A 20,741-nucleotide genomic window follows, 5' to 3' on the forward strand; every position below is an offset into this window, starting at 1 on the left:
TCAACCGAACATGACAGAAAGTTTTCTCCGGCATGGAAAGAATTGAAAAAATACAGTGATGAAATAACTGCCGAACGCGGTCTTTCAGTAATAGAAAATTCTAAAGGAAAGGGCGTTAGTCATTATGAATGGGAGCTTAAACAGACAGGACAGAGTTGGAAGCAGAAGCTTAAAATAATCATTGACGAAACGGTCAAGGCTTCAAAAAGTTTTGATGATTTTCTCGACAAAATGAGAGCGGAAGGCATTGAGGTAAAGTATGAGGATTATGTAAAAAAATCCGGTAAATGTTTAGGCTTTAAAATGCCGGGACAGAAGTATTTTATTTATTCTCAGAAGTTTGGCTGGTATTATGAAGAAGCTCAGCTAAGAAAAAGAATCGAACGTAATATTACCAGAAAATCCGAATACAAGGCAAAGCAGATTACCAATCCTGATAATCGTATCAAAGAATTTTTTAATCTTTATGAAGATAAGTTTAATTCTTTCGGAATGCAGAGATGGGGCAAAATTCAGAATCTGAAAACAGGCTTTAAAACAATAGCTTATCTGAATGAAAACGGCTTTAAAAACGCAGAGGACTTTTTCAGCAAATACGAAAGTCTGAATGAACGTAAATTACAAAATTCTGAGAAAATAAACGCACTTGAAAGTAAGCTGAAATTTAATAAATACAGGCTGAAATATCTGAAAATTTACAGGCAGTACAAGCCTGTTTCCGAGCAGTATAAAAAGGCTGTTTTTCAGGATAAATATTTTCGTAATCATGAGAACGAGCTTCTTATGTTTCGGGAAGCTGTAGAGGAATTAAAAAAGACTGAAAGGTCAAAGGTTCTGCCCAATATTGCAGTATTAAAGAATGAAATTCAAGGTCTGACAGAAAAAAAAAATAAGCTTTGCAGCGAGAATAAAGTTATCGACGCAAAGCTTCGAGAGTATGATTCAGTCAAGAAAAATCTTGAGAAAATTATTGAAGATTCTGTATTTAGAGAAGAGCATAATCAGCGTGAATCTTCCAAGGAAAAGCGGAGAGAAAATGACATTCAGATTTAGTTAGAGAGGATTTTAATATGAAGAAAAAATGTGAATTTTGCAGCAAAGAGTATGGAATTTTATTACGCTCTTTTAAAATGCATTATAGTTTAACCAAAAAAGATTTTTGTATTTGTAAAAAATGCAGAAATGAGTATGGAAAAGAAATAAAAAAAATCACTAATGAAGGACTTGGCGAAAAAGAACTTGGTCTATTATATGATCCTCAACTTGATATATGTTTTGTAAGTATGTTGATATTATTTATAAACTCACATACCAAGGATGACATTATACTATGTATAATTGTGAATTTAGGCATAATCATAATAAATATTTTATTAATCAGGCATATGATTAAAAAGTATTAATTACGATTATTATGGGTTATATAACATAAAAACCCGTTTATCTCATTATATCTTAAAATAACTAAAAAAGGAGATAAAATGAAAAATTGTGCAATATGTGAAAACAGTGAAGATGTTAAAATGATCAATGGTAAGCCTTTATGCATTCGTTGCAGAAAGGATATTGCAACTGGCTACTTTATATATAAAAAAGAAAAACAGAAATTTATTTCGGCTTATAGCTCAGGTATTATATTCGCTGTTTTAGCTTGCGTTATCAGATTAATTATATACTTTATAGAGTGAAAGAAATTAATATGAAAACGTCAAAATACAATGACAAATATTACAGTGTTAAAGAATGAAATTCAAGGTCTGACAGAACAAAAAAAAGCTTTGCAGCGATAATAAAGTTATCGACGCAAAGCTTCGGGAATATGATTCAGTTAAGAAAAATCTTGAAAAGATTATTGAAGATACCGTATTTAAACAGGATCAGGAACAGCGCGAAATCAAGAATGAAAAACATATAAATAATGATATTCATATTAAGGGAGAAAGTACATATCATGGAAGATGATTATTGCCTTTTCTGCGGCAAAAAAATTTCAAATGAACAAGGTAAAATTAAGGAATTGAATGATAATTTCAAGCCTAAAATCTCCAAAAGGATTGTGGAAATTGTATTTGTGATATTTATAAATATCTTTTATTGCTTTATATGCGTGTATTTAATAAAATTAATTCTAAAGGTGGAACTGATTATATTATTTATGACGATATTTACTACTTTTATTCCGTTAATTTGTAAAGTTAAAAACTTCATTACTTGTAATAAGGAAACAAGTAAATTAGTCCTTAATGAAAAATATATTTGTGAAAACTGTATGACCAAAATAAATAAAGTTTTATTTAAAAGACGATTTATATTTAACATAGCCATTTCGCTTTGGCTATCTTTCGGTGAAATTGCAATTTTATTGATTTTTATGTTTTTAATAAAATAATTAAATGAAAAGTTTTGAAATTAATTTGCGCTGCTTCTGCATGTATATTGAAAGGTAGCGGACGGTCGAATAGGAGGCGTAAAATTTATAATTAATTATAACAAATTGTTAAGTCTTAAAAATGAATTCGCCATTGGCGAACTGGAATAAGGAGTTAAAAATTATGACTGTATATTTAAGAGTATTTGGTTTAGCTGTCGATGAAGATGGAAATAAGAATTATGCCGGAGTAAAAATTAATATTGATACTGATGAAATTACAGATGAGAAAAAAGATAATATAATTGAGTTTTTTACAAAACTGTTTCCGGTATGCAATGGCAAAGTTGAGATTATATCTGAAGATGAATACATAACGCTTTATGGCGATGAATGAAAACGGGGGTGATATTTATGTTAGGATTTATAATAGGAATTATAATCGGAGCTACATTTGGAGCAATGATAATGGCTCTTGCAGCTGCTTCCGGAAGATCGGACCGTAAGGAATGTAGACATTAAATAAAAAAATTCGCCAATGGCGAATAAGGAGGAAATTATTATGACTAAATATAAGATATTAAAAAACGATAGTTATGATTGCTATTCTGTGCAGCATTGTCTTCCAGTTTAGCTATACTTGAAGCTATAATCGTTTCAATAAATTAGTTTATTAGGGAGTTTTTTGTATAATGGAGGACAAAGGATGTTTATGATTACTTTAAGCATATTTTTTTGTATTACGATATTTGCTGACATTATATATATTATTAAATGTAAAAATAATGATAATAAAAAGCTTAGCAAAAGTATTTTTGACCTATTAATAATGATAACAATTTTGATTTTTGGGGCTTTGGATGCTGATATTTTATCTTCCTCTATTTTATGCATAAGCTGTTTATTTTATTATTTTATTATATGGGGAAAACTTTATGAAGATAAATGCAGAAGAAATAAATCAGATATTGTATTTGCAGCTATTTTAAACATCCTTATAATAACGTTAAATGGGGTGCGTATTTTTCAATAATTGCTTTAATCGTCAAATAAGGTCTATGAAATTTCTTTATAGGAATAATAGTATTTAATTTTATCCACACTTTTGGGTATTATAGTTTATCTTAAAGACTTGATTTTTGAATTTTTACCTGATAACTTATTCGAATCAGAAATCAAGTTCATCAATCAACTTGGATATTCAAATAAACAAATTTATGAATTGATCTTCAGTTTAGTTTTAACTCCGATTCTAATTACCAATGTATTAGCAGCGCTTCTATGCGAATTAAAAGCATATTGGATAGAAAAGTATAATAATGGCGTTGATATAACGCTTGAGCTTATAAATGAAAAGTCTGAAAATAAAATGTCAAAGAGGATTAAAATCTATAAATTATATCTACAAAACCAATAAATATAATCATAAATTTGACATAAAATACCAAATATATTTGATAATTAAATATTAAACCCATATATATGATAGAATTTTATGTAAAATAAAATTCAAGGAGGTCATATTTATGGCTTATTATCAAAGATTGAAGGACTTAAAGGAGGACGCGGATTTAACTCAGGCGAAAGTTTCTGAAATAATTGATGTATCAACTAATCATTATGGAAAATACGAACGAGGCGATATTGATATACCTTTTTCAAAAGCAATCATATTAGCGGATCATTATGATGTATCATTAGATTACATAGCCGGAAGGACCAATGACAAAACTTTTTGTAAAATTATATCGTCATCGCGCTTTACTGAAAAATTCAACCGCCTTAATCATGAAAACAAGGCAAGAATAGATGAAAGAATGTCCCAAATGTTAGAAGATCAAGGAATAAAAAAGTAAAAAAGCCTTGCCATCAGGCAAGGCTATATTTCTGGAAAATAGTTATTAATCAGGTAACGTTAAATCAAAGCGTTCCTCTTCAGCAACCTTTTCCAAGGCGTAAGATATTAAGGAATTTACCGACATTCCCTTCTGTTTTGCAAGCTGTTGTATCAGCGGTTTCATACCTTTTTTAACAACTACATTTAATCTGTCATAAGCTTTGGCATTATATTTATTTTTACTTGCTGTTGAAGTTTTTCCGCCCATTATTATTCCCCCATAAATTGACTTTTTATAATTATATACTAAGAAACATACTTACACAAGCGGCAAAGTACACAAATAATATTGCTTATCTTTGTGTACTATTTGTATTGACAATACTTGCATAAGTATGCTATAATATAAATACAGTAAAAAACAAAAACACAATTCGCCAATGGCGAACTTAAAATCAATAAAATAAAGGAGATAAAAATCATGTGTAAAATTATATCAATAGCTAATCAAAAGGGCGGAGTAGGTAAAACCACTACTACATTGAATTTGGGCACTGCTCTTGCTATGAACGGATTAAAAGTACTTCTGATAGACCTTGATCCACAAGCTAATCTGTCCAGTTATCTTGGATTTGACGGAGACGGCAAGCCTACAATAAGTAATATGATATTAAGTATTGCTAACAATATGAAGATTACAACGGAGGAATTTTCAGATTGTGTAAGAGCTTCAGAGCAGAATAAAATCAGCTACATTCCTTCAGATATTAATCTTGCCAACGCTGAAGCGTATCTGATGAACGCTCTTTCAAGGGAAACTGTTCTGAAAAGGATTCTTACAGTCGACAATTTAAATGATTATGATTATGTTTTAATAGACTGTCTGCCCTCGCTGGGAATACTTCTGATTAACGCTTTGACCGCGTCTAATAACGTTATAATTCCGGTACAAACCCAAAAATTTGCATTTGAAGGACTTGCAAGTCTGACAAACATCTGCGATCAGGTAAGAGAAACAATAAACAAGGATCTGAAATACTGCGGAGTACTTGCTACCATGTTCGATAATACCAACATGAGCAGAAGCACTTCTGAATCCCTTCACGAAAAATACAACGGACTTCTGTTTAATACTGTTATTCATAAATCCGTTGAAGCCGCCAACAGCTCGGAGAAAAATAAAAGTCTGTGCCTGAACAAGACAAAGCTTGGTGAAGAATACAAGGCTCTTGCCGAAGAAGTATTAAGGAGATGTTGATAATGCTTGCAACCTTTGATATAGGAACAATGATGTCGCAGGAGAATCAGATAAAGGAAATACCGCTTGACATGCTCAATCATACGTATAACCACCAGTTTACTATGTATGATGATGAAAAACGAAGCGATATGACTGAAAGTATCAGAAAGCACGGCGTTATGCAGCCTGTTATTGTAAGACCCGATCCTCGTGAATTCGGAAAATATGAAATACTTGCGGGAAACAATCGCTGCCGCTGCAGCAGAGACGCGGGAAAAGAAACGATTCCGGCAATCATCAAAGAAAATCTTTCCGAAGAGGAAGCAAAAGTATATATCGCCTTTACTAATCTGCTTCAAAGAGGTTTCGGAGATATAAGAATTTCAGAACAGGCGGCGGTGATAGCCGCTTATCATTCAGAGCTGTTTACATCGGAAAAAAGAAACGCTATCGCCGATGAGCTTACAGCAATGGAAAACGGCGTATCCGGTAAAAGCAAGCTTGCAGCCGCCGGAGAGGAATACGGTCTGAGCAAGGACAGCGTCGCTCGTCTAATCAGAATCAATAAGCTTATACCTCAGCTTAAGCCTTGGGTTGATTCCAAGCAGCTTGCAGTCAGAGCGGCTGTCGAACTGTCGTATATACCTGAGAACGGTCAGGAATTGATTTTTAACATTTGCAAGGATACGAGCAATGATAAGAAAATGTTTATGAAGATTGATACAAAACGCGCTACGCTGCTGAGAAAAGCGTTTCAGGATAATCCGGAAATCAGCCGAAACGAGGTTATAAGACTGTTTAGCGATAAACCTAAGAAAAGAGCTATAAAAATCAAACCTGAGCTTTATTCAAAGTATTTTGACGAGGACTCAGATGAAACAGAAATTATTGCGGTAATTGAAAAGGCTCTCGAATATTTCTTTGATGAAAATACCTGAATAAAAAAGAAGTCTTTCAACAGAAAAGACTTCAATTGACAAATATATACCGTTTATGATATAATTACCATTAAGGTGATTGCATAAAACGGTAGGCGGTTTGAATCTTCCTCCAGAATTGGAGGTGAGTTGCTATGAGCGTTATGGAAGTACTTACATTAATACTTGTAATTATAGAGATAATGAAATACGGCAACAACAGCAAAAAGAAATAGCCGCCCCACGCCAATAAGGTAGCTATCTCAAATAAGTTATCAATGTTGGAGGATAACCGCTTATCGCAGTCACCTTTTTCATGTATATTATACCATTACTAAATCAGAATGTCAAGTATAAATAAATTCGCCAACGGCGAATTGAACGGAGGATATACATGTTATTGCTTAAACTTTTGCTTCTGCCGTTAAAGCTTACAGCCAAGCTTTTGATTTACTCGATCGGTACGATTATTATATTATTCTTTTTTGTCATGACGATAACCAACGGAATTTTTTCAGGACTGATTAAAGTCATCGGAAGTTTTATTCTTCTTATGTGTGGATTTGCCTTTATATCAATGTTCTTTACTGTTGGATTTAGTTTGACAGGATTCATATCAATAGTGATAGCAGCAGGCTTTATAACGCTTGTAATGTTTGCGCCGGATATGATTCAGAATATATTGAACGGTATATCCGGAATAGCTTTTGCATTGTTTAATACAGCTTCATTCAGATTATTTTAATAAATTCGCCAATGGCGAATAAGGAGGAAATTATTATGACGCAGGAAATGTTTTTAGAATTTGACGATTTTAAGCTAGAGGTATTACGTGAAAAGGCTTATGAGCTTGACCTGAATCTTGAAACATATCTTTCATGCATGATTGAAGATATGGTAAGTCTTAACCCAATCGGTAAGGAAACCGAATCTGAAAAGCTTATGGAGCAGTATATTGAAAAGAAATGGGAGGATCGTGAAGCTGAACCGGCAATTGAACGGTTTAATGAAGAATACAGTCACTATATTCGCTCAACGATTGAAGATTACGAAGAAGAAAACCCTGACGGCAATCTGAAGGAATGCATTGATTATGTTTTACAGCATTGCAGCGAATATATTTATGAAGAAATGGAGTTTAATTGTGACCGTTATATAAGGCAACTTACAGAATCGCTTTACTCTGACAATAATTGACAATTAATTGATAACATGATATAATTAATTCATATAAATATGGAGGGATAGAAATGAAAAAAATCAATTTGTTTATTATCACAGCTTTAATTGCAATAATCTGCGCTGCCTTTGCGGTATCTGCTGAAGAAAGCGAACAGCCGACTGAGGAAGCAGCCGTTACTACTGCTGTAACCGAAGTAATATTTATTCCGGCAGAAACATTGGAAACCACTACAACGCTTGTAACCACCATACCGCAGAGCGAAGTTACAACAGAAGAAGTAACTACAACCGTCCCGTTTACCACAGAACCTATTGTTACAACAACAAACGACGAGGGGCTTTGCGTTGATACGACGCTGATGAAGAAGTACTACTTTTCAGAAAATAAGACGTTCGATTCAAGCGGAATAGTTGTAACCTACAATGGGATTGATGTAACGGATAAATCGGATATAACATTAAAGGAAACGCCCTCCATATACAACGGAGAAACCTTTGACTATGAAATCAGCTTCGACGTGAATTTCTCAATGGAAACAGAGAACGGGACAATAGGAGAGTATAAGACGTTCGTTACCGATGTAAAGATAGGACGTCAGGGTGACGCCGATCTGGATCACAAGATAGAGCTTTACGATACCATTGAAATAGCCAGAAAATTTATGACGAAAAACGAGAATAAGTATGCTTCTGTTCCGGTATCCGATACGTTTGAAGATTTCATGATGAACACAAACTCTGATGACAGCGTTATCGACCTTTATGACGCAATCTGGAGCGCAAAGCTTTATATGACTCTTAACCCTCCTCCAGAGATTGAACGCCCCCAAACGATAAAGAAGCCGGATATAAGGAAATACGACACAAGCACGATGTCGGGAATAAAGAAGTATGCAAACGATTGTATAATCTATCAGGCGAGGATATACGGAATACCTGAAGAGCATATTTACTTTGATGACAGTGCGGATATATGGGGATATTCGTGGAATGCTCCTAAACCATTTATTTCAGATATGGATTATTATATATCTCAGGAAAAGTATCAGCCCTTATTTTATTATACTACTGCTGAATCCATTGGTGATGTATTAATGTATTCAGTTCGTTCGGCAGTTAATGAGTGGAAGATGAATGGAGATACTGACGAAGAAGTTAGTAAATGGGGAAATTTCACTATAAAGTGGAAAGATTTAGGTCATAATAATTATGAAATTTATGTTATGTGGGGCGGTAAAGGGATAAGAAATTAATTAGAGGAAGTTTTAAAAACTTCCTCTTTTATTTTTATAATTCGCCAATGGCGAAAAAAAGAAGTCTTTCAGCGGAAAAGACTTCAATTGACAAATATATGCCGTTTATGATATAATTACCATTAAGGTGATTGCATAAAACGGTAGGCGGTTTCTCCCGACAAGGGAGGTGATAGCTATGGTTACATATGAAGGCTTATTTCAGCTTCTTGGAGTAATCTTAATGGCTGTTACCTTGTTTTATAACATTTATAAAGACAAGAAATAGTTCCATAACATAAAGGAACACCGCCCAACTCAACCAAAAGTTTGCGGTGTTTCTTTACACTAAAAATTTTTGAGATAACCGCTTATCGCAGTCACCTTTTTTCATATACATTATATCATTATCAAGTGTAAATGTCAAGTACCGTTATATTTCTCTGTCATCATCGCCGGAACGATGATTTTGAGGATTGGATATATATTGAATCTTACTTTTGAGTTTTCTATTTTCATTTTCTAAAGCTGAAATATGATTTTTCAGCTTTTCGTTTTCTTTAGTCTGTTCTGCTATTTTCTGTTCTAATTGATTTATACGTAGATTAAGTTTATTGTTATCTTCAGAAATGCGGGTCCAGCTATCCATAAACAGACGAAATTGTGTAATTGTTTGCAGCATATCATGCTGCTGCGAATTAAAAGCGCGTATCCTATTTTCTTCTTCAGCATATCTTTGTTCTATAAGCTGAATTTCTTTATTTAAAGCTTTTTTAATAGATTTATGCTGTTTTGTTAATGATGAGCCGTCACCTTTTCCAATATCATTATGAATGGAATTAAATTGATTAAATAGAAAATTGCAAAGGGTTTGTCCACGAAATTTACCTATTTTTAAACCATCAATTTTTTTATTTGTTTGCTGAGCATTTTTATAAATGGTAAAAATCAAGCCGGTAATGGTTGTTACAATAGTTAAAATGGTAATAGTAATTTGAATAAAATCAGATATATATGTTACCTCATTTTGAAATAAGCTATATGTACTTATTGAACATATTAAACATAATAATAAAACGTAGTCCAATCGTACCACCCCCCATTCTACCATAATAAACCAATTCCGTAAAGATTAATGCCAATTCGCCAATGGCGAATTATCACAAACTATTTATCCTTTCGATTATAGTTTCAGTTAACATTTCAATGTCGTTATTTTCATTAAAATCATAATAAAGGTAATTGCCCAATGAAGGCGTAATTTCTTCTACATTAACATCGTCAAGTTTAACTATAAACCATCCCATTGACTTTTTTATCATATTTGATATGATATTTTCTAATTCAAACTGTGAAAAGTTTGAATCAATAATTTCCTTACTTAAAAATAAAATTGCCAAATCACTTTCATTAATGCCGGAGCATATAGAACGAGTTATATTGTCGCCAAATTCTATACTTTTTTTGTCAATCCATAGGTTTATACCGTAGTTTTCAAGCTTATCAGTTATAGAATAAACTATTTTTTTATTAGCATGACTATACGATACAAACAATTTTTTTCGTTTATAGTTTACAGAAGAATTATAATCCAATTCTTTTAATGCACTTTCTTCAGAAAACAAAAAAGTATTCTTGAATATCAATTCTATATGCCGCTTGTCAATATTTGCAGGTATATACTTTACATTAAATCTTCTTCCGGTTCTGATATCGTTAAAAAATTCATCAATACCTTTTTCAGAAACTATTTTTACCTTAGATTTTGTTATAATTTCATTTATTTTATCTGAATTTTCCGGTACGTCCTCAAGACAAATATATGCGCATAAATCATATGGATTATTTGAAACAAACAGCGTAACCGCTCCGTCAATAGTTACCGCTCTGTTTAATCTGTATATCAATTCAATATAATAGTTTCTTTTTCCATATGGGATTTCTATCGTCCATTTAGCATTCATTGTATTTGTACTTCTTTTTAATATAACAGCTTTATCTGAATAATTTACAAATACCATATCGGCAGATATTAATGTTTCCAGCCTGAATGCATACCACTCAAATTCACGTAATCTGTTATCAATAACAGGAAATTTATTGAACGGCAGAATAACATAATCATTTTTTCTTGCTGTATTGTTATATTGATTATAAATTTCTAATAAAGCTATATCGCTAATCATAATTACCTCCATTCTACCATAATAAACCAATTTTTAAAGATTACACGCCAATTCGCCAATGGCGAACCGGCGTACAGCATATCAGATTTCCATATCGTTTTCACGATTGTTTGAAGCTCTTTGTTTTGTTTGTTCCTGCTGTTTTTCAGTATTGTCAAGGTTTAAAAGCAATGCAAGCTCAGTCTGACGTTCAAGCTTGTCCTTCAATTCCTGTTCCTGCGGGAACGGTTTCGTAAGCTCGGTTTTTGAATTCTCTATCTGCCTTTTAAGGGCTTCAATTCTGTCCTTACAGCGGACTATTCTATCCTCAATATTATTCAGCGCGTTATTGATTTTCGTTATATTTCCTCCTTCGCTTTCGCTCATTATAATACTGACGCTTGATTTTCCCTTTATATAAAGATTAACTTTTCCAGCGCTGTCGGTATATACATCAAGCTTAAAGCCCTTGTATTCGCCTATGGTAACAGCATTGTTTTTGTTTCCTATTGCCGATTGTATTGCAGCTTTAATCAAGGCTGCTCCGGCTTCCTTTCTGTCTGTAAACGTTCTTCCGTTTACAGTCATAGGGCTGAAAGCTTCATGTCCTTCGCTGTCGTGTTCGATTGGATAATCCGCTAACGCTTTTCTGTCCGCCTCCATATTCTTAAGCTCTGAAATTTCATTTGCAAGCTCTTGAGGAAGCTTTACATGAACGGCGTCCTCAAGCCTGTAATGTATATTCATAAATTCAGACTTTATCATCTGAAGCTTTGAAATCTCTATATCGAGTTCCATTTTTTCCTTGATATGAGGATTTGCAATGCAAAGGGCTTTTACCTCCGCGTAACTGAGCGTTGATTCGTCAATATCGTCGCAGTTTCTTGCCGGGGTTTTTGAAGTCATGATCTGTGAGATAAACCGCTGCTTATTCTCAAGCGTCTGGAATAAATATGCGTCAAAGGTATCCTTAGTTACATATCTGAAGAGCTGCACCTTTTTATTTTCGTTTCCTTGTCTTACCATACGCCCGCGGCGCTGCTCCATATCACGAGGTTTCCAAGGACAATCTAAATCATGGGAAGCAATCAGCTTGTTCTGCACGTTCGTGCCTGCCCCCATTTTTGAAGTAGAACCGATCATAATCCGAACGTCCCCGTTACGAACCTTTTCAAAAAGCTTTTCCTTTGCCTCCTTTGTTTTGGCCGAATGAATAAACGCTATTTCTTCCTGAGGTACGCCCATATTAATCAGCTTGGAACGTATATCGTCATAGATATTGAATTTTGAGAAATCTTCTTCACTTTCTGTGATAGCGTTACCGTCCTTATCCTTAACCTTTTTCTGAACCGTAGGAACGCCGAAATCACAGAAAATAAGCTGAGTACTTCTGTTTTCCGAGGTTTCGTTCCATATTCTGAAAACGTTGTCGATACAAGCGTTTACCTTAGTACCCGCTTCGTCTGGAAGCAGGGGATTTATAAGCCTTTGATCAAGACCAATCTTGCGCCCGTCCATAGTAACCAGAAGCATGTTATCAACATCGGGCGTTACAGCCTTATTGTGAATTATTTCCGCACGTTTTCCAAGCGACTTTACAAGATTCTTCTGCGTTTCAGTTGGATCAACTGAAATATTATGAACTTCACATTCAGGAGTGGGGAGATCAATATCGTCGGCCGTTTTAATATCTGCGCATTCCTTGAACATAGTCATAAGCTCAGGCAGGTTATAGAATCTTGCAAGCCTTGTTTTTTGTCTGAAGCCCGTGCCTTCAGGAGCAAATTCAAGCTTTGTGACCTTTTCCGCAAAGCTTGCGGCCCATGCGTCAAAATGAGCGAGATTATTTTTTCTCAGTAGATCCGCCTGTAAATATCTCTGCATTGTAAATATCTCCGATATGCTGTTTGACACAGGCGTGCCTGTAGCAAAGACGATTCCTTTTCCTCCGGTCAGCTCGTCTATATACTGACACTTCATGTATAAATCCTGAGTTTTCTGTACCTTGGTATTTGCAGATACTCCGCTTATGTTTCTCATTTTAGTAGACAGTCCGAGATTTTTAAACATATCCGCTTCATCTATAAATAGCTTGTCAACTCCCAGCTGCTCAAAGGTAATGACGTCGTCCTTTACTATACGGTCTGAAAGCTGTTTCAGGCGTGTTTCCATGTCTTTTTTAGTTTTTTCCATTTCCTTAATAGTAAAATGTTCGCCGTTTTGCCTTTTGATTTCAGCAATATCATCCGTAACCTCTTCAATCTGCTGCTTTATAAATTCCTGTTCACGCTCCGGAGATACTCCTACCTTTATAAGCTGAGAATGACCGATAATAACCGCGTCGAAATCTCCGGTTGAAATTTTAGCGCAAAGCTTTCGACGGTTTTCTTTTCTGAAATCCTTTTCGCCTGCAACAAGAATATTTGCATTGGGATAAAGCTCTATAAAATCATTAGCAAACTGTTCGGTTAGATGATTAGGTACTGCAATCAGCGATTTACTGCAAAGTCCGAGACGTTTGCCCTCCATAGCGGTCGCTATCATTTCATAGGTTTTTCCGGCGCCTACTTCGTGTGCAAACAGCGTGTTTCCGCCGTAAATCGCACGGGCTACAGCGTTTTTCTGATGAGGTCTCAGTTCCTTTTCAGGATTCATTCCCGCAAAGGTAAGATGAGAACCGTCGTATTCTCTCGGACGTATGCAGTTAAACTGAACGTTGTATTTTTCTACAAGAAATTCGCGTCGTTCACGGTCGCGGAATATCCATTCACGAAATGCATTGTTAATAGCTTCCTGCTTTTGGCGTGCGAGAACCGTTTCCTTGTGATTTAATACATAATGGATTTTACCGTCGTCATCAAATTTTGGATCGTTTACTGTCGTATCTCTCTGATTCAGCGAATCCTCTGCTATTTCATATGCGTTTTTACGAGCCGTTCCGTAAGTTACGGTCGCTTTTATGTTACCGCTGTCAAGGCTTTTGTTTGTGATAACCCATGAAGCGGTTTTATTTGAATGCTGAACGTCTATACAGAGACCGCCATTATTGACCTGCAAATTAACCGGAGTATCAAGAACTTCATAAATAAACTGCGTTATGTATTTTTCATCAATCCAAGGCGCGCCCAGCTTAACCCTTATGTCTCCGGCTTCGATACGTTCCGGTATAACGGATTCAAGAGCCTGAACGTTTTCCTTATATATATGATTGTCTGCCGCCGCTTTCTCAGCGGCGGTAAGCTTTTCCCGTATATTTCCCGATAAATATTCGGCTGCCGTTTCCCATCCGGACAGTTCATCGCCGCCCTTTTCAGGATTTTTGTATATAACGCCCTTCAGGTCTGCTTTTATCTGTTCAGTCTTTTCAGAACCGCCCATAAGCGAAGCCATAAAGCCAAGATCGACGCAGGCTTTTTCCGATATGGAAACTGCGAGAGCCTCGGCCGCTGTATCAACATGAGTTATACTTATCTGAGGTCTTATAGTGCGTTTGGTAAAAATGTCGGCTTTCTGCACGAGCTTTCCGTCTTTGACTTTTTCAAGAGCAATAAGCAAAGGAAGCGAAACGTCCTCTTTAAAAGCGCTTTTATTTACCTGAGAATTCAGCAAGCCGTACTTCTTTGTAAAAGAGGAATAAATACTGTTAAGCTCTGTCTGCTTCTCCTTTACAGCTTCATCAGAATATCCGGAAAGCTGCATATCAAGCAGTTCTCTTACGCATTTATTTATTGCGGTCATACCCTTTATACGTTCAAGCTTTTTTCCCTTAAATGAGATTTCAGTCATAATAGAATTTTCACGGTAGAATATTTTACCGTTGATTTCAGTATATGTAAAGTTCTTGACGCCGGGATCGGCCGGTAGTACCTCCGGAACGAAAGCGGATTTTTTAGTATTGCTTACGTCGGCTATAACGGCGCTCTCTTTACCGTATTCTCCCTTTATTTTTAGAACGGCTTTTTGCAGTTGTTCCTTCAGATCGGAGTTTTCAAACGGAATTACCATAGTACCTTTTCCGTAAAGCTTGTTGCCCTCAACGGTTTCTCCCAATATCATATCGGGATTATCTATGAAGTAACGATTGCAGGTAAAACCATTGCCGTCCGCTTCGGTGTATACCCATTCGGGAGCAATATCTATCATTCTTTCGCGTTTCTGTAAAAATATTATATCGGAAGTAACCTCCGTTCCGGCATAAGACTTGAAAGCGGTGTTCGGAAGTCTGACTGCGCCTAAAAGCTCCGCCCTTTGCGATATATATTTTCTTACCGACGGATTTGCCTTATCCAGCGTACCTTTTGAAGTAATAAACGCAACGATTCCTCCGGGACGTACCTTATCGAGAGTTTTGGCAAAGAAATAATCATGCACTGCAAAATTGTATTTATCGTATCTTCGGTCGGGTACTTTAAAGCCGCCGAACGGCACGTTTCCCACGGCAATATCAAAGAAGCTGTCCGGAAAGTCTTTCTTTTCAAACCCGGTTATTGATATATCCGCGTCAGGATAAAGCCGCTTTGCAATCCGACCTGATATACTGTCAATTTCAGTACCGTAAATACGTGATTCCTTATACGTTGATTCAGGCATTTTTCCTAAAAAATTTCCTGTTCCCAGCGCAGGCTCAAGGATATTTCCGCCATCGAAGCCCATGTTCTTTAATGCGGAATATATGGATTCAATTATATACGGAGGAGTATAGAAGGAATCGAGAACAGAAGCCTTAGCCGACTTATATTCTTCTTCTGTAAGCAGTTCTTTAAGCTGATTATATTCCTCGGTCCACTTTTCTTTGGAGCTGTCAAAGGCTTCGGAAAGACCGCCCCAGCCCGTATACCGGGACATGATTTCTTGTTCTTCAGGAGTTGCATAACGATTTTCAATTTCAATTTTCTGCAATGTTTCAATTGCCGCTATGTTAGCCTTAAATTTTGCTTTTGCGCCGCCGATTTCAAGATCGTTGTTAATATGATAATTCTGCGCTTTTATGTTTTCAGTTTTACTGTTTTCATTAAACTTGTTGAAAAATTCAGGAATATCGGTAAATCCAAAAGTATCAACATAATATGCGCTTTCATTTTTACCGTTTTTAACGGTAATAACGTCGCTTATTGAAAGCGATCTGCCCTTAAAATCCTCCGGCTGTTCGAAATTGAAACGGTCATACAGAGTATTCAGTTTATCGTCAAATGAATCTCCATCGACATCATTAAAATTACCCTCATAAACAAGGTTATAATCATTAATTCCAAGCTGAATACCTGATTTCTGAAGCGTCGCTCTGTCCTCAAACCGTATTCCATGATATTTTTCATCGCTCTTCAGTTGGTAAATACGATAGATATTCTGCGGGTGGTTGTTAATTGCCGTTTCAACTTCCCCGTCCCCAAACGAACCATATTCAATCACGCTGTAATCTCCGTTTGCCCTGTCCCGCAACTGCTGTACCGTGTAATCATTCATCAGCGTTTGAACATCATGTGTAAAATCTCTTACAGCGTCCCAACCGTCAAGTCCAATTTCTTCCTCATTCTCATTCTTCGGCTTCCACATGAGAAAATCATCAGAAAATCCGTCAACCTGTGCGGGTTCATACCCCAAAGCGTCCATATCCATAATAACCCCTCTGCGGTCTGCAAGTTCCTCAGTTATATATTCTCCCTGTTCGCACAGCTTTGAAATACGCTTTGCCGCTTCTTTCCATGAAACGGTTACTTTTTCGCCCTCCTCGGATTCATTTGTACGCGGCAGTGTAATCTGTATACCTTTTCCGTCGTGACTCGTCCATGAATAATTTACATCGTCGCCGCTGTGACCGCCGATACCGTATTCTTTTTTCAGCATTTCGGCAAAATCATTTATAGAATGGTTTTTATCGGCATAATCCGCTATACGGAATTTACCGTCTGCAAAGCCGCTGCCATACATTAAAACGGCAGTTATTGCTTTTTCCCGACTGCTTTTTACAGAAACCTGTTCTGTCGCTTCTTTCTCACCGAACAGCGACATCTGCTCCATTTGCGGCTCTGCACCGTAAACATACAAATCTTTTCCTGAATACTGTGAATCATAATAAGCTCTTTGGGCAAATTCCAGCATATCGTCTATTTCAGAGCGTTCCTGAATTTTATCATTATAAAAGCCGGAAACAACTGCATTCATTGTTTCAAGCTCTTCAGGAGAAAGTATATCCTGTGCGTTAACATAAACCCATCTGTTGCCGTATTTATCCTTTATTTCAAATCTGTTCCAATCATCGCCATAAGTAGAAAAGCTTATTTCTGTCTGTTCGTCCGACGGTTTAAGACCGTAAAGCTCAAATCTTCTTCGCAGCTCGTCGGACGCCTTAACCGGAATATCTACAGACCTGACGGTTTTACCTTTATTTCTGAACGTATTAACGTCGGCTCTGTCAGTATCATAGTTATCTTCCGTTATTAAAGGAGTATACTTATATTTGCTCTTTTCGGTAAAGTCTTCAAAGAGCGGTATTAATTCATTCAGAATATATTTATAATTTCTCTTGTTTTCATCAAGCTCTTTTTCATCGGAACTGAAGCTTTTAATAATATCGTCCTTCAGCATATATTGCGCATATGATTTGATATGTTCTGTCAGAGAGCCGTCTCCGTCGCCGATATCGTATCTTCCCTCAAATGTGTTTTTTTCACCGTTTATACTGTATTCTACAGTAAAATCCGTTTTATGATACCAGCCGGAGTTTTCATATAATTCACGGTCGGACCGCTGATTTTTATCAAGCTCGGCCAATAGTCTGTCAGCCTGTGAAATAGGGAATTTCATTCCTTCGCTAAGTTCGGGATGTTCTGAAAATCCGACGGTTACTATCGGCTCTCCGGGCAAAGCCTTTTCAGGCTTCGGAATGCCCATAGGAAGCGCATATGTTTCGGACATATGTTTAATTTGATTCCTTAAAAATCCAGGAAGTCTGATTTCATCATTAAAGGTTATTTTTCGTTCGCTATCTATAACGGCAATCGTATTATTTTCATTAAGTATATTAAATACTCTTATGGTATCCTTTGCATATTCACAGCCTAATTTAAATTCCGGAGAAATATACTCTTTTAACTCATCTATTATATCTGACAGCTTTCCATCAAATATTTTTTTGTTTATTCTTTTTTCACCGCCGTATACGCTTATAAATCTGCCTTGGTCAAATATTGTTGATGAAACTTCAAGTTTATTTATCTGTGAATACATTTCTAAACGGTTTAAAACTGTTTTCTGATCATTTGTAAATTCATGATTTTCATGGAGCTTATTGAAAGCGCAATATTTAGTATATTCCTTTTCTTTCGCTTGAAAATAATTAATCGGTGCGTTTGAAACCTCTTTTTCGTCTGTTATATGTTTATAATCAAACGAATACACAGAATATTTTCTTTTAAACATATCTTCTGCCGTACTGTTTGTAATAAAAATATATTCGTTAGAATCGGTTTCACCGTTTGATGTCTTTTCAGGTTCCTGAATGCTCATGGATTGATTATTTTCATTATCCTTTAGAAATTCTTTTTGAAGCTTCTCGGATTCGCCGTTGGCAACCTTGTCCTCGATCTCCTTGAATTTTTCTAAGTCAAATTTAGAAATAGTCAGAGTAGTACTTTCACCGTTGATTTTACCTGAAAATTTAACTCCGTTATTTTCAAGCTCCGACGCTATTTTCTTTGCGGTTTCCGTATCGTATTTATGATATGTCTTTTGCTTTATATATCTGTAAACTGTATTTCCTATAATATCAGAACTATTTACTCGCTGTAAATTATCTCCTTTAGTATCGTTTCCTCCGCTATTTTTCCGTATGTTTCCGTCATCCGTACCATTTTTAGGAAGTCCGCCTGTTCCTCCGCCTGCTGGTATTCCTGATTGTTTTCTTTCAGCTGCTCTGTTATCATCTCCATCAGTTCGTGCGCTCTCTGATTTATTTCCGTCAGATGATAATTCAGACGTCCGCTTTCTTTCAATTTTAGATACGTCTCCGGAAGATGATTCATCAGATAATTCCGGCGCAGCGTTATGTATTTCCCGTGAAGATTCTCCGGTACTTCCTCTTCCCGAATTTCCTTCCAAAAGCCCTGTTCCGTTTTGTAATATCTGTGAGCCTCCTCCGGCGGTATCAGACTGAATTCCGCTTCCGTCATTCCGTATTTCTTCAGCCGTTCCTTCGTTTTCATGTTCGCTTCGTCCGCCTGCCTGAAAATCTTGTCTTTCATTTCCCTTGTTATCTCCGACGGCTTCAATTTGCCCGCCGCCAGAGCGTAATACGTCATTGTTTCCGAGCGTTCGTCCAGTATCCAAGTCAATCCGTTTTCGTACTTTATTTCCGGAATCCATTCTCCCGTCTGTACGCTTAGCGTGTGATTCATTCCGTTGACTATTTTCTTTTCTCTGAAATGCTTTGTCATTATTTTTACTCCTTATACTTTCATATTTTTTTACTCTTTCTGATTTGGCTATAGCTTCTATTTCCGATAAAATTTCCGAGCTGACGCAGCATACCGCTTCCGCGATTTTCTCAAAATCAAATTTATCCAAATGAGAAAGATTCTTTAGGGAAGGGTAAACCTCGTCGGGACAGCACCTGTGCATAACGCAGTATGCGGCCGATTCAGCCGTAAGCCATGCAAAAGCGGATTTTCTGTCGTTTAGATATCGGGCTGTTTTAAGAAACGAAAGCTCGTAGAGCTTATCAGGCAGCTTGTCTGATTTAAGTCTATACTTTTCTGTCAGATTTTCACTAACCGCACCTTCATAGCTTGCGTTTAAGGTCTTATCCTCTACCGACCATATCCAAGGATTAACGGAACTTCCATCCTCCCTGGATTCCGTCTGAGCGATGTCGTAAAGATAAACAATATTACCGTTTTTTAAAATCGGAATACTGTTTCCTGATACGGTATTTCTTCTCAGGTTAGTCCATACCATAATATCGGCGCAGGCCTTTGCTGATGGATTAAAGGCGTGTATCATAACCTGATCGTCTACCGAATGCTTATAGTGATATGCTGAAACCTCCAGAAATGAAAGCCATTCTGAAACGTCCGTATTCAGTTTCTTTTTTTCATTATTAAGAATGTTTTTTACTGTGCTTATATTCATAGCTTCTCCTTTTTCAATAATCGTTTGTATTTATAAGCTTGCCGCCCTGTTCTATGATAATATCTTCAGGAGTTCCGGGGTCCTCAGGATCGCTTGAAAAAACGTCGGTAACATAATATCCGTTTTTTTCGATGTCATACTGCATTTTAATATGCAGCTTTATAATATCACTGTCTTTTAAAAAAGACAGTGCAGATACAAATCCGTCTTCATTTCTCCTGTCTGTGTATATATACACGTTAAAATCGTCTATGGAACGTTTATTTTCATAATCAAGGCCTTCAGAACGGCAGTGCATATAAAAGGAATTTTTTATTGTATTAAATGAATTTCTTTCATAAAATTCCGGAAAATATTTAATATATGCCTGTTCGTCAAATCCCGCTATTGATTCGGTAATACGTATCGCCATTTCCTCCGGAGTTTTAGCATAGCTTAAATCTTCCGGTTCAGTTACAATATCCGTTTCCGGCTTTTCCTTGACCTTTTCAGCGCATCCGAGCAATACGGCGCAGCTTATAAGGATTGCTGACGACAGTATAAATATTTTTTTCATTTGAAACCTCCGTTAATAATTTAATTGAATAAGCATAAAATAACATTGCGAATTTGTAAAGCAAGTAATTGACATTGGCTTTACAAAGTGCTATAATATAAATGAAAGGAGCTGATAA

The 20,741-nt window shown here is 36.1% G+C and carries 18 protein-coding genes; 12 read left to right on the forward strand and 6 right to left on the reverse strand.

Annotated elements, in window-relative coordinates:
- The 7 genes from ACYQ0N_RS00005 to ACYQ0N_RS00040 all read left to right on the forward strand — a co-directional run.
- On the forward strand, positions 1 to 1,053 hold a 1,053-nt coding region (locus tag ACYQ0N_RS00005), incomplete at its 5' end, for a relaxase family protein (protein ID WP_460161531.1).
- A 17-nt stretch (positions 1,054 to 1,070) separates the two neighbouring features.
- Positions 1,071 to 1,403, forward strand: coding sequence for a hypothetical protein (locus ACYQ0N_RS00010; protein ID WP_460161532.1), 333 nt, complete (start codon positions 1,071 to 1,073; stop codon positions 1,401 to 1,403).
- Positions 1,404 to 1,481: 78 nt separating this feature from the next.
- A complete protein-coding gene (locus tag ACYQ0N_RS00015; protein ID WP_460161533.1) occupies positions 1,482 to 1,688 on the forward strand; it encodes a hypothetical protein in 207 nt (68 codons plus the stop codon).
- Positions 1,689 to 1,951: 263 nt separating this feature from the next.
- Positions 1,952 to 2,389: a hypothetical protein gene (locus ACYQ0N_RS00020; protein WP_460161534.1), complete on the forward strand. Its 438-nt coding sequence runs from the start codon at positions 1,952 to 1,954 to the stop codon at positions 2,387 to 2,389.
- Between the two features lie 163 nt (positions 2,390 to 2,552).
- On the forward strand, positions 2,553 to 2,765 hold the full coding sequence (locus tag ACYQ0N_RS00025) for a hypothetical protein (protein ID WP_460161535.1): 213 nt from the start codon (positions 2,553 to 2,555) through the stop codon (positions 2,763 to 2,765).
- A gap of 309 nt (positions 2,766 to 3,074) precedes the next feature.
- Positions 3,075 to 3,401 carry a hypothetical protein gene (locus ACYQ0N_RS00035; RefSeq protein ID WP_460161537.1) on the forward strand — a complete coding sequence of 109 codons (327 nt, stop codon included), beginning with the start codon at positions 3,075 to 3,077 and terminating at the stop codon, positions 3,399 to 3,401.
- 493 nt (positions 3,402 to 3,894) lie between these two features.
- Positions 3,895 to 4,224 carry a helix-turn-helix domain-containing protein gene (locus tag ACYQ0N_RS00040; protein WP_460161538.1) on the forward strand — a complete coding sequence of 110 codons (330 nt, stop codon included), beginning with the start codon at positions 3,895 to 3,897 and terminating at the stop codon, positions 4,222 to 4,224.
- 45 nt (positions 4,225 to 4,269) lie between these two features.
- Here ACYQ0N_RS00040 and ACYQ0N_RS00045 read toward each other — a convergent pair whose 3' ends face one another.
- Positions 4,270 to 4,473: an antitoxin gene (locus ACYQ0N_RS00045; RefSeq protein ID WP_177531625.1), complete on the reverse strand. Its 204-nt coding sequence runs from the start codon at positions 4,471 to 4,473 to the stop codon at positions 4,270 to 4,272.
- 213 nt (positions 4,474 to 4,686) lie between these two features.
- Here ACYQ0N_RS00045 and ACYQ0N_RS00050 point away from each other — a divergent pair, with 213 nt between their 5' ends.
- The 5 genes from ACYQ0N_RS00050 to ACYQ0N_RS00070 all read left to right on the forward strand — a co-directional run bounded on the left by ACYQ0N_RS00050 (position 4,687) and on the right by ACYQ0N_RS00070 (position 8,797).
- The gene (locus tag ACYQ0N_RS00050; RefSeq protein WP_460161539.1) at positions 4,687 to 5,463 is read left to right on the forward strand and encodes a ParA family protein; all 777 of its coding nucleotides are present in this window, start codon (positions 4,687 to 4,689) and stop codon (positions 5,461 to 5,463) included.
- A gap of 2 nt (positions 5,464 to 5,465) precedes the next feature.
- On the forward strand, positions 5,466 to 6,383 hold the full coding sequence (locus ACYQ0N_RS00055; protein ID WP_177531624.1) for a ParB/RepB/Spo0J family partition protein: 918 nt from the start codon (positions 5,466 to 5,468) through the stop codon (positions 6,381 to 6,383).
- 373 nt (positions 6,384 to 6,756) lie between these two features.
- Positions 6,757 to 7,107: a hypothetical protein gene (locus tag ACYQ0N_RS00060; protein ID WP_460161540.1), complete on the forward strand. Its 351-nt coding sequence runs from the start codon at positions 6,757 to 6,759 to the stop codon at positions 7,105 to 7,107.
- A 35-nt stretch (positions 7,108 to 7,142) separates the two neighbouring features.
- The gene (locus ACYQ0N_RS00065) at positions 7,143 to 7,559 is read left to right on the forward strand and encodes a hypothetical protein (protein WP_460161541.1); all 417 of its coding nucleotides are present in this window, start codon (positions 7,143 to 7,145) and stop codon (positions 7,557 to 7,559) included.
- A gap of 53 nt (positions 7,560 to 7,612) precedes the next feature.
- Positions 7,613 to 8,797, forward strand: coding sequence for a hypothetical protein (locus tag ACYQ0N_RS00070; RefSeq protein WP_460161542.1), 1,185 nt, complete (start codon positions 7,613 to 7,615; stop codon positions 8,795 to 8,797).
- A 412-nt stretch (positions 8,798 to 9,209) separates the two neighbouring features.
- Here the strand turns inward: ACYQ0N_RS00070 and ACYQ0N_RS00075 are convergent, their stop codons facing one another.
- From ACYQ0N_RS00075 to ACYQ0N_RS00095, 5 genes are all read right to left on the reverse strand, one after another.
- Positions 9,210 to 9,887, reverse strand: a complete 678-nt coding sequence (locus ACYQ0N_RS00075) for a hypothetical protein (RefSeq protein WP_460161543.1) — start codon at positions 9,885 to 9,887, stop codon at positions 9,210 to 9,212.
- A gap of 49 nt (positions 9,888 to 9,936) precedes the next feature.
- Entirely contained in the window at positions 9,937 to 10,962 is a 1,026-nt protein-coding gene (locus ACYQ0N_RS00080; protein ID WP_460161544.1) for a toll/interleukin-1 receptor domain-containing protein, read from the reverse strand.
- 81 nt (positions 10,963 to 11,043) lie between these two features.
- Positions 11,044 to 18,447, reverse strand: a complete 7,404-nt coding sequence (locus ACYQ0N_RS00085; RefSeq protein ID WP_460162150.1) for a YodL domain-containing protein — start codon at positions 18,445 to 18,447, stop codon at positions 11,044 to 11,046.
- A 269-nt stretch (positions 18,448 to 18,716) separates the two neighbouring features.
- Positions 18,717 to 19,373, reverse strand: a complete 657-nt coding sequence (locus tag ACYQ0N_RS00090; RefSeq protein WP_460161545.1) for a TnpV protein — start codon at positions 19,371 to 19,373, stop codon at positions 18,717 to 18,719.
- Positions 19,374 to 20,080: 707 nt separating this feature from the next.
- The gene (locus tag ACYQ0N_RS00095; protein WP_460161546.1) at positions 20,081 to 20,623 is read right to left on the reverse strand and encodes a hypothetical protein; all 543 of its coding nucleotides are present in this window, start codon (positions 20,621 to 20,623) and stop codon (positions 20,081 to 20,083) included.
- Positions 20,624 to 20,741: the final 118 nt, after the last annotated feature.

It is taken from the genome of Ruminococcus sporogenes, from assembly GCF_054655175.1.